Source organism: Dissulfurispira sp. (genome assembly GCF_036745535.1).
GTDB lineage: Bacteria > Nitrospirota > Thermodesulfovibrionia > Thermodesulfovibrionales > Dissulfurispiraceae > Dissulfurispira.
The window spans coordinates 1-10,023 of sequence record NZ_DAIOFX010000062.1; the positions used below are offsets into that span (position 1 = coordinate 1).

Annotated in this window: 16 protein-coding genes; 9 read left to right on the plus strand and 7 right to left on the minus strand. The window is 43.7% G+C overall.

The genetic code is table 11. The features are described 5' to 3' along the window. Window positions 1-68 precede the first annotated feature (68 nt). Window positions 69-1,040 carry a tol-pal system protein YbgF gene (ybgF, locus tag V7L97_RS09625; protein ID WP_333655438.1) on the minus strand — a complete coding sequence of 324 codons (972 nt, stop codon included), beginning with the start codon at window positions 1,038-1,040 and terminating at the stop codon, window positions 69-71. Next, window positions 1,037-1,624 carry a peptidoglycan-associated lipoprotein Pal gene (pal, locus tag V7L97_RS09630; RefSeq protein WP_333655440.1) on the minus strand — a complete coding sequence of 196 codons (588 nt, stop codon included), beginning with the start codon at window positions 1,622-1,624 and terminating at the stop codon, window positions 1,037-1,039. The genes ybgF and pal overlap by 4 nt, the downstream gene beginning before the upstream one ends. A gap of 108 nt (window positions 1,625-1,732) precedes the next feature. On the opposite strand from pal, the gene V7L97_RS09635 reads away from it, so the two are divergent. From V7L97_RS09635 to V7L97_RS09675, 9 genes are all read left to right on the plus strand, one after another. Further along, window positions 1,733-2,866 (plus strand): ATP-binding protein, encoded by a 1,134-nt coding sequence (locus V7L97_RS09635; protein ID WP_333655443.1) that lies wholly within the window; start codon window positions 1,733-1,735, stop codon window positions 2,864-2,866. A 2-nt stretch (window positions 2,867-2,868) separates the two neighbouring features. Then, entirely contained in the window at window positions 2,869-3,219 is a 351-nt protein-coding gene (locus tag V7L97_RS09640; protein ID WP_333655445.1) for a hypothetical protein, read from the plus strand. Continuing rightward, window positions 3,219-3,656: an ATP-binding protein gene (locus V7L97_RS09645; protein ID WP_333655447.1), complete on the plus strand. Its 438-nt coding sequence runs from the start codon at window positions 3,219-3,221 to the stop codon at window positions 3,654-3,656. The genes V7L97_RS09640 and V7L97_RS09645 overlap by 1 nt, the downstream gene beginning before the upstream one ends. Before the next feature lies 1 nt (window position 3,657). Further along, entirely contained in the window at window positions 3,658-3,996 is a 339-nt protein-coding gene (locus tag V7L97_RS09650; RefSeq protein WP_333655449.1) for a DRTGG domain-containing protein, read from the plus strand. Window positions 3,997-4,000: 4 nt separating this feature from the next. Next, window positions 4,001-4,732, plus strand: a complete 732-nt coding sequence (locus tag V7L97_RS09655; RefSeq protein ID WP_333655450.1) for a PHP domain-containing protein — start codon at window positions 4,001-4,003, stop codon at window positions 4,730-4,732. A 133-nt stretch (window positions 4,733-4,865) separates the two neighbouring features. After that, window positions 4,866-5,411, plus strand: coding sequence for an ATP-binding protein (locus V7L97_RS09660; protein ID WP_333655452.1), 546 nt, complete (start codon window positions 4,866-4,868; stop codon window positions 5,409-5,411). Window positions 5,412-5,663: 252 nt separating this feature from the next. After that, window positions 5,664-6,035: a response regulator gene (locus V7L97_RS09665; protein ID WP_333655454.1), complete on the plus strand. Its 372-nt coding sequence runs from the start codon at window positions 5,664-5,666 to the stop codon at window positions 6,033-6,035. After that, window positions 6,035-7,438, plus strand: coding sequence for a sigma-54-dependent transcriptional regulator (locus V7L97_RS09670; protein WP_333655456.1), 1,404 nt, complete (start codon window positions 6,035-6,037; stop codon window positions 7,436-7,438). Before V7L97_RS09665 ends, V7L97_RS09670 begins: the two co-directional genes overlap by 1 nt. 41 nt (window positions 7,439-7,479) lie before the next feature. Then, window positions 7,480-7,674 carry a hypothetical protein gene (locus tag V7L97_RS09675; protein ID WP_333655459.1) on the plus strand — a complete coding sequence of 65 codons (195 nt, stop codon included), beginning with the start codon at window positions 7,480-7,482 and terminating at the stop codon, window positions 7,672-7,674. A gap of 51 nt (window positions 7,675-7,725) precedes the next feature. On the opposite strand, the gene V7L97_RS09680 is transcribed toward V7L97_RS09675, so the two are convergent. The 5 genes from V7L97_RS09680 to V7L97_RS09700 all read right to left on the minus strand — a co-directional run bounded on the left by V7L97_RS09680 (window position 7,726) and on the right by V7L97_RS09700 (window position 9,883). Further along, on the minus strand, window positions 7,726-7,965 hold the full coding sequence (locus V7L97_RS09680; protein WP_333655461.1) for a type II toxin-antitoxin system HicA family toxin: 240 nt from the start codon (window positions 7,963-7,965) through the stop codon (window positions 7,726-7,728). Further along, entirely contained in the window at window positions 7,962-8,195 is a 234-nt protein-coding gene (locus V7L97_RS09685) for a type II toxin-antitoxin system HicB family antitoxin (RefSeq protein WP_333655462.1), read from the minus strand. The genes V7L97_RS09680 and V7L97_RS09685 overlap by 4 nt, the downstream gene beginning before the upstream one ends. Window positions 8,196-8,298: 103 nt before the next feature. Further along, complete coding sequence (locus V7L97_RS09690) at window positions 8,299-8,898, minus strand: nucleotidyl transferase AbiEii/AbiGii toxin family protein (protein ID WP_333655463.1); 600 nt, start codon at window positions 8,896-8,898, stop codon at window positions 8,299-8,301. Between the two features lie 233 nt (window positions 8,899-9,131). Next, entirely contained in the window at window positions 9,132-9,485 is a 354-nt protein-coding gene (locus tag V7L97_RS09695; RefSeq protein WP_333655464.1) for a DUF5615 family PIN-like protein, read from the minus strand. After that, the gene (locus V7L97_RS09700) at window positions 9,485-9,883 is read right to left on the minus strand and encodes a DUF433 domain-containing protein (protein ID WP_333655465.1); all 399 of its coding nucleotides are present in this window, start codon (window positions 9,881-9,883) and stop codon (window positions 9,485-9,487) included. The genes V7L97_RS09695 and V7L97_RS09700 overlap by 1 nt, the downstream gene beginning before the upstream one ends. Between the last annotated feature and the right edge of the window lie 140 nt (window positions 9,884-10,023).

Sequence of the window (10,023 nt, forward strand, 5' to 3'; positions counted from 1 at the left end):
ACGCTTCAGTCGCAAAGAACTGTTACCAAAACATAGCTATTCACTTCAGAGACCCATCCTTATCGCAGTTACTTTTTCTTTTTCTTTGTACTGCTCTTAGTCCCCGCATTGTTTTTAGAGAGCAGTTCTGCAATCTTCTTCTCTGCGAGATCTGCTTCACGTGAGTTTGGATACTTCTCCATGACCTTTTCCAGAAGTACCTTGCCTGTCTTTTTGTCTCCCATTTCCACAAAGGCGAATGCCTGTTTCAGCATCGCACCCTTTGTCTTTTCGTGGTTCGGATATTTTTTCAGAAACGCCTCGTATGCGAGTATGGCGTCTTCGTATTTCTTATCAGCATAGTAGGATTCGCCGAGCCAGAAATAAGAGTTCGGCGCTAAGGCATGCTTTGGAAAGTCCTTTGAAAACTTTTCGAACTTTTGTCTCGCATCCACATACCGCTTTTCCTTAAAATCTATCTGGGCATCGTCATATAGTTTTTGGGGATCGGTTGTGCCTGCAGCCTTCTGGTCTTTTGCTTCGGGCTGTACTGCCTCTGCATCTTTATGGCCTTCCTGAACTGCGGATGACTCTTTCTTTTCTGCGGGCTGGCTGCTGATTTTTGATTTGAGCTCCTTCAGTTCATTTTCGAGACCTGCTATTTTAGCCTGCTGCAATTCCCTCTCTGAGAGCAGGTCTTTTAAGGTTTTGTCCATAAAGTATTTATTTTCATCAAAACGGCCTTTTAGCGTCTGCAGTTCCTTTGATAGATCTGATGTCTGGATTAAGATGGATGACTGACTCTCTTTCATTGCGCTCAGGGAATACTCCTTGAGAGTGGTTATGTCCTTTGATATATTCGAGAGATCAGTCTTTATCTGGGCAATCTCTTTTTTCTGATTTATGGATTCTATCTGAAGACCCGTAATATTATTTTTTAGATTGTCGATGTCAGATGTGGTTGCACAGCCGGCTATAAAAACAAGTAAGAAGCAAGAAGTAAGAAGCAAGAATTTTTTCACCTTTGACCTTTGACCCTTGGCCCTTGGCCCCTCCATCATTTGCCCCCTTCAACAAGCACAAAGTGCGCCCTTCTGTTTTTTGCCCAGCACTCTTCTGTCTGTTCGTCACAAAGGGGTTTTTCTTCACCATAGCTTATTGTCTCGATCTTGCTGGAGGGGATGCCGAGTGATATAAGATACTCCTTTGCAGAGTTTGCCCTTCTGTCCCCGAGTCCGAGGTTGTATTCATTTGTGCCCCTTTCGTCACAGTGCCCTTCAATGATCACCTTTATGTCTTTATTCCTTGAAAGTATGGCTGACAACTCTTTCAATACAGGTTTTGCATCGTCCTTTATGTCATACCTGTCGTAATCAAAGTGGATATCCTGAATCCGCGACCGAAGCTCCTCGAGCGTAGGCTGAACGTCTGCCGGCTGGGCCTTTGACAACTGTTTTTCGGTGATGGATTCTTTGGGAAACTCCTTTGCGGCAGCAGTATCGGCTGTTGTTTTTTTATCCTCTGTTTTCATTATTTCAGGCTGTGCAGGAGGCTGCTCAGGTGCCCCGGCTATTTTCCTCTGAGCGCATCCGTTTGCCGTAGTGATTGCCAAAATGATAAAAATTGCAACACATAAGCGTCTCATCTTTACCTCCAAGGCTTTGGTTTATTCTGTAATTTAGCAAATATCGCATTTCCTATGCAACACCGGCTTTGATTGACTACGTATTCCATGTAAGAGTATTATTAAGTAATGCAAAAAAAATTTCTGAATTCCCTTACAGGCAAGCTTATACTGGCAATAGGCACAATGATGCTTATTGTGGGCCTTATTTTCGCTTATATATTCATCAAACAAAACCCTGGCATTAAGCTTGAGGTTGTGCTGTTTTACGGCGGATTTTTTGTTGTTGCCATATCCTTCCTCTTGTGTCTGATCCTCTATAATTTCGTTACAAAACCTATATCCTTTCTGGTTGACGGCATGAACAAACTGTCCAGAGGGGATATGGACTACCGGATTAACCTGAATACAAAGGATGAGATAGGACTGCTGGCGAACTCCTTCAATTCCATGGTGGGCGAGCTTAAACAGTACAGGGACAAGATGGAGAACTGGACAAAGAACCTTGAGGGAGAGGTGCAGAAGAAGACCGCAGAAATAGTCAGGGCGCAGGAGCAATTGATAAATGCCGAGAAGCTGGCATCCCTCGGCAGAATGGCTGCAGGCGTGGCCCACGAATTGAACAGCCCTTTAACAGGCATAGTTACTTTTGCCCATTTGATGATGAAGCGCATGCCTCCGGAAAATACGCAGGATGCAGAGGATTTGAAGGTCATCATAGATCAGGCAGAGAGGTGTTCGAAGATCGTCAGGGGGCTTCTCGGCTTCTCGAGAAAGACCGCATCGGAAAAGGCTCATGTTGATATGAACACATTGATAGAAAACACATTGTCGATGGTAAGGAATCAGGCAAAGTTTTACAATATCACCTTTGATGTCCGGCTCGATAAATCCATCCCCGAGGTAAATGCGGATCCCAATCAGATCCAGCAGGTATTTCTTAACCTCCTTATAAATGCAGCAGATGCAATGGAGGAAAAAGGCAAGATAACCATATCATCGAGGATGGCAGAGGAGGCTGCTGATAGGTTTGTGGAACTCGAATTTGCGGATACAGGGCCGGGCATTCCAGAGGACATCAGGAGCAAGGTGTTCGAGCCTTTCTTTACAACCAAGCCTGCCGGCAAAGGCACCGGGCTCGGGCTTGCTGTGAGCTACGGCATTATTAAAAAACATGAAGGACAGATATTCGTAAAGAGCGAACATGGGCAGGGAGCGAGCTTTTTCATTCGCCTGCCTGTAGCTAAAACAGACAAAGGTTAAATATGAAACTTGACGACATAGCAGAACTGATTGATGGACAGATAATTGTAAACAGCGCGGATGGTTCAATGGACATTGTATCGGTCTGCAGCACGGATCTCATGAGCGATGTGCTGAGGTTTGCTACAAAGGGGGGCATTGCTGGTGACTGCCCTGAACCGGTCTCAGGCGATCAGGACTGCCGAAATATCGGATATCCCTGCTGTCTTGATGGTCCTGGGAAAGAAGATGGAAAGGGAGATGATAGAGCTTGCCATGGAAAAGAACATTGCATTGATGGTGACGCATTTGCCTGCGTTTACCGTATGCGGTATGCTGTATGCAGGGGGCTCAGGAGTTGTCTGGAGGATTGATGAATATAATGGATTCCATAGAGGGCTGCTTTCAGCTCATGGGCGGAGATTTTACAAACGCAGGTACTGCCTCGAGCGAATTGAAGAGCACATTATCAAAGCTCGGTGTGTCACAGGAAGTTGTCAGGCGTGCAGCCATTGCTGCATTTGAGGCAGAGATGAATGTCATAATACACGCAGTTGCAGGAACCATGCACTATGTGGTCAGCAGCGAAGAGGTAAGGATAACCCTTACAGACATGGGGCCCGGAATAGAGGACATCGAACTGGCAATGCAGGAGGGATATTCCACTGCCCCTGACTGGGTAAGGGAGATGGGATGGGGCGCAGGCATGGGACTGCCGAATATAAAAAAGAATGCGGATAGATTTAAAATAGATTCTGTGGTGGGTGAGGGCACAACCCTCGAAATAGTCATATATACGAGGAAAGATTAATATGCTTAAAGTTAACGACGTTATCGAGAAAATCGGGCTGGATATAAGGGTAAGCGGCGATATGCACAAACATGTAACAGGATGCTACATAAGCGACCTCCTCTCCGACGTAATGGCTCACAGCAAGGACGGAGAACTGTGGATAACCCTCCAGACCCATCCGAATATCGTGGCTGTTGCAGTAATAAAAGGACTTTCATGCATAGTCATAACGAATGGCAGATTCCCTGAGCCTGACACTGTCAAGAAGGCCGAATCGGAAAACATAACAATTTTAACTACTCCAAAGACGACATTCGAGACAGCAGGACTGCTTTATAATCTCCTAAGAAGTGAATGAGTAAATGAAGAGATTCATTGCAGACCTGCACATCCACACCTGCCTGTCCCCTTGTGCCGAACTTGATATGACCCCACTCCGTATAATAGATGCAGCAGTTAAAAAAGGACTCGATGTAATAGCCATATCAGACCACAACTCGGCAGAGAATGCCGGGATTGCTATGAAGATAGCTCAGGAGAAGGGAATAAAGGTTCTGCCTGCAGTGGAGGTTACATCCTACGAAGAGGCTCATGTCCTCGCCATATTTGATTCCATAGAGAAGGTTATGGGCATGCAGGAGATTGTTTATAAGAACCTCCCTGACGGCATAAACGATGAAAGGCTGAGCGGCTATCAGGTGGTGGTCAATGAGAACGATGAAGTGCTCGGATTCAACAAAAGGATTCTTTTCGGCGCCACCAGCCTTTCTCTTAATGCACTTGTCGATGCCATCCATTCCTTTGGAGGAATTGCTGTTGCAAGCCATATAGACAAGGAGATTTTCAGCGTTGTCTCTCAATTGGGTTTTATTCCAGATGATATTGCATTCGATGCCCTCGAAATCTCGTATAATACAAAAAGGGAGAGGGCAGAGTCAGTGTTCGGGGCATACAGATCCATCCCTTGGATAACATCGTCAGATGCCCATCACCTTAATGACATAGGCAGGAGGACCACATCGTTTTTTCTTAAGGAGATGACATTTGAGGAGATAAAAATGGCATTCAAAGGGGAGAGAAGGATAGAGTGGTAAACAACTGGCTACAGGCTACTAATTTAAATCCAAAATTGAACGATTATATATGCCAGGCACGGCTCAAAGACGCTCCTTTTCGCCGCACCTGACATATATTTCTAAATTAGAGCCTCTCAACTTAGGTTAAAATATGGAAGATTTGTCATTACACATGCTCGACATTGCAGAGAATTCAATAGATGCAGGCGCCAGCAGGGTGGAAATTAAAATTATCATCAGTGGGGCTGACGACAGACTTATGCTTAAGATAAGCGATAATGGAAAGGGAATGGATGAAGACATGATCAGGATGGTTAAAGACCCTTTTTTTACAACAAAGACCGTCAGGCAGAAAAAGTTCGGCCTCGGCATACCACTTCTTGCACAGGCTGCCGAGGAGTGCAACGGCAGATTCTCCATAGAATCAGAAGTTGGCAAAGGCACGGTTATTACAGCAGAGTTTCAGTACAGCCACATAGACATAAAACCACTGGGTGATATAGGCTCTACAATGACAGTACTCATAGGCGGACATCCGGAGATAGATTTTTTGCTCTCCTGCGAGAAGAACGGTTTTTCTTATAAACTTGATACAGAGGAGCTGAAAAAGGAGTTGGACGATGTGCCCATTAATCTGCCGGATGTTTTAAAATTAATAAGAGAAGACATAAATAGCGCCTTGAAAGGAGAAACTTAGACTGAATTTGAGCGATTCAGGCACTTTAAACTTTAAAAATGGATGGCAGGTGTTCTGAAAAGCCCTTTAATAGCGATACCTTAGAGCCGAACCCTCCCGCTGTTTAAGGGCAACTTCAGTATCACTTTTGCATTCAGCGGTATAAACAGGCATCTAATAATCTCATCGCATTATTAAAGGCTTTGAGGAATACCCGCCATCCATAATAACTTTAAAATCGCTCAATTGGGGCTTAAAATAGGGAGGGCATAAATGGAGAAGGGAAGAATACTCGTGATTGACGATGAAGAGATTGTACAGGTGAGCTGCAAGAGAACACTTGTTCCCGAAGGATATGCGGTCGATGCTGCTGCATCGGGCAAAGAGGGTCTTGAGCTTTTTGAAAAATCCAAATACGACCTTGTGCTCATAGACCTGAAAATGCCGGGTATGGACGGCATAGAGGTGCTGGTGAATATAAAGAGACAACGCCCGGAGCAGAATGTGATGATAATGACAGGCTACGATACTGTCGAGCATATAGTCGAATCCATATCATCGGGCGCTGCCCATTATCTCGAAAAACCCTTTACACCCGATACATTGATCGAAAGGATAAAAGAGGTGCTTGGCCAGGAGATGTAATGATGACCTTGATTAACCCGGGCATACTCATTGTTGATGACGAAGATATTGTAAGGAAGAGCTGCGTCAGGATACTTTCGCCTCAGGGCTATAATCTCGAGACTGCAAAGAATGCGAGCGAGGCCGTGAAGAAACTCCAGAACGAGTCATTTGATCTCGTGCTCGCAGACCTTGTTATGCCCGATGTAACAGGCATAGACCTTTTGAAAAAAATTAAAGAGGATTGGCCTGAAACAGAGGTGATAATAATTACAGGGTATGGAACAGTAAAAACCGCAGTGGATGCCCTCAAATACGGTGCATACGACTTTATAGAAAAGCCCTTCACTCCAGAGGCGCTTTTAAATTCTGTCAAGCGATGCCTCGAAAAGAAAAAGCTCGAACTCGAAAATATAAGGCTCAGGCAGGAGATCAATGCCCTGTACAGCTTAGACAATATCATAGGCACATCAAAGGAGATGCAGAAGGTATTCAAGCTCATAGCCACTGTCGCGTCTACAGGCAGCACTGTATTGATAACAGGCGAGAGCGGCACAGGAAAGGAGCTTGTTGCACGGGCCATACATTACAACAGTGCAAGGAGAGAGCAGCCCTTTATGGTGGTTGACTGCGGCACAATACCCGAAAACCTCATGGAATCCGAATTGTTCGGACATACGAAAGGCTCATTCACAGGTGCTGTTGCAACAGAAAAGGGTGTGCTCGAGGCAGCCAACGGAGGGACGGTATTTCTTGACGAGATAAGCAATCTTCCGCTGTCAATGCAGGTGAAGCTTCTGAGGGTGCTGCAGGAAAAGGAGTTCAGGCCTGTTGGCAGCAAAAAGACAGTGAAGATCGACATAAGGTTTATCGCAGCAACCAACAGGGACCTGTCTGAGATGGTTAAAAAAGGGGGGTTCAGGGAAGATTTCTTTTACAGGCTGAATGTATTTCCTGTCGATATCCCTCCTTTGAGGGACAGGAAAGAAGACATCCCTGCCCTTGCTTATCATTTCCTCCATAAATACAGCAAGGAAGTTGGCAGGGATGTCCCGCACATTTCAGCAGAGGCCATGCGCCAGCTCATCGCCAATGACTGGCCTGGCAACGTAAGGGAGCTTGAAAATGTAATCCACAGGGCAGTAATAGTATGCGAGGGCAGGACTCTCAGACCCGAACATATAATGATACCTCTGAATCGGGAAGAAGAGATAGAAATCCCGAAGACACTGGATGAGTTGAAATTAAAGAAAAAGGACTTAAGGACAAGGTCCATAGAGGATATAGAGAAGAGCTTTCTCATTGCCGCGCTTAAGCGCAATGACTGGAACATCACAAAGGCTGCGGCAGAGGTGGGAATGCAGAGGCCGAATTTCCATGCGCTGTTAAAGAAATACAATATCTCAAAGGGGAAGACTGATTAGTGATACAGCAGGACATATCTGCCCTACTGTGAGATTTATCTATGGAACAGCAAAAAATCGATTGTTTTAAATGCAAACACTTCTATATCACATGGGACAAAGGCTTTCCTTATGGATGCAAAGCCATGGGATTCAAGACAAAAAACATGCCCTCTGATGTCGTCTATCAATCTTCTGGAATGGAGTGTTTGAAATGCGAGGAAAAGGACAAAAAGGCGAAGCCTGTTTATGAATAACCTTCAGCAGGATTTTCAAATGTCCATGTCTTCAGTTAAATGAAACTCAGATTACTTTTTGAGAAATTTTTGAAATTCCTCTGGAGACAATTCAATGTCGCGAAGGATTTTTCTTAGAAGCCCTCGACTAATGGTCTTCCCTTTATGAACGGGGACTGTTGTTTTCCTTCCATCAGGGTGGGTATATCTGAAGTGACTGCCTTTGGACTTTCTCGTATTCTTGAAGCCAAGCCTTTCAAGAATCCTTATAATTTCTTTGGACGGCAGTATTGGAAGTCCGCCTTCAGTCAAACTGCAACCTCAAGGCTTTTAATGCCTATTACTTCAGGATATTTTAAACTGATTTTTTTCTTTCTTTCCTTAAGTTCTTCAATGCACATGGCAATCACATCTTTTATATTTTCTATTGCCTCTTCAAAGGTCTCTCCCTGTGCATAGCAGCCCTGAAGTGCAGGGCATTCAGCAACATAGACGCCATCTTCATCTTGCTCGATAATTACCTGAAGATTATATTTCTTCAATTTTAACACCTCCCCTGTTAAGTCTATGAACATTATACACCTAAAGCCGTTTACAGATAAACCTCCCGATTGCTTCTCTGGCAACAAGGTTGTCGAACCCGTTTCAGATTTCTGAATGCATCTCTTGCATTTTTGCCTTAGGCAATGCCGATTTACGGTTTTTGAGTTGAATAATAGACTCAAGTTTAGAAAGCAGGAAATATTTTTCCGCCAATTTACTGACTTTGTGCATATCTGCTTTCTTTGCAAGCTCTTTAATGTCAATAATGTCCTGATTGCTTAACGGCAGAAGTTTCAACAATATAAGGTATTCAGGGGTGGCGACTTTAATGCTTTTCCCAAAAACATCGGCAACAACCGCGTTTTTTATCGCATCCGCTGCCAAATCAAATCCTCCTGTGCCTATAATATCCACCTGAATCTGCCCTAACATAAAAGAGAATTTCTCCTGTATCGTCATTCGTAGTGTTGCTTTATGAACAGATACTTTTTTCTGTAATCTTGTCTGGATAAGAGAAATCAGGTCAGCCCAGTTTATCTTTTTTGAAATTATAACCACCAGATCAACATCCCGTGTAGTGCGCGGCCTAACCCATGCCGAAAGCGCAAGCCCGCCGATAAGCGCATAGTCTTTGATAATGCCTTCATCTTTCAGCTCATCAAAAAAGGAGATGGTTTTTATAAAGGCTTCTATGATAGACATTACTTTTTCTTTCCTGCTTTATGGACGGACTTTTTGAGAATCAGGGAAAGTTCAAGCAATTCAAGGGCGATTTCTATATTTTTACCGTTCGGCTTTAAAGGCTTCTTTTTCATGATTGAATTATACACCTAAAGCCATTTGCAGATAAACAGCATGGCCTGTTATTTTTCACGGCTTATAGAACACAAAAATATGCCCGCGCATTATTAAGAGGAGGGGATAGAGCATTGGGATTAGTAAAACTCTTGTAAAAATCTCAGTTGATTATCAATTTCTCCATCTTTGGTAACAGCAAGCAATTTGAGAGTTAGCCTTATTAGCTCTGCAATTTTTATTTCAGGAGATATGATAATTCCTTTGTGGCGTCTGCCTTCTTCGAGCCATGCTCTATGCAGTTTTGTAAAGTCGCCAATATTAAAAGTAAGTATTGCCCTGCCCTGAGCCGCAGCAAATGCAAACTGCTCCAAATCAGTTTTCCCGAGCATCCCTGCATCTTTAGCAGACAAAACATCATGATTGAATTGTTTTAATATTAAAGCGAGGTCAATAGGAATCATTTCATCAAGATAAAGCTTAATATCAGCCATCACTTATATTTTTCAGGAAGGGTTTCCCATGTATATGTCTTTTCTTTTTCATCCTCTGATAATTTTTCAAACTCCTCTTCTGTTACAAGCCGGTCGATCCCGTATTCACCAACAACCAATCGCATATTATATCTTTTCATAATCGCTCTGAGTGTATTTTCCTGAATTTCCTGTTCAATCTCGCTTTTATGATCAAAATAATAGCTGATGGCATCATGGATCTGCGCAAATGTAAGATGAGGGTATCCCATAAGAATATCTTCCGCAGAGCTTCCGCTTTTCACCATTGAGGCGATTAAGCGCACTGTAATCCTTGTGCCGGATATAACAGGTGAACCGCCGCAAATCTCCGGATTCTTGATAATGTAAGGATGTTCGGTCTTTAATTCTGTAGGCATTGCGGACTTCCTCCTAAGCAAATAATATCAAAATCGCTCTGAAAGATGCAATTTATATTCACAGATAAACCGCCTCGCTGACTTCTCTGGCAACGAGACTGTCAAAATGTAGGTTTTCACGGTTTGTAAAAAACAAAAAT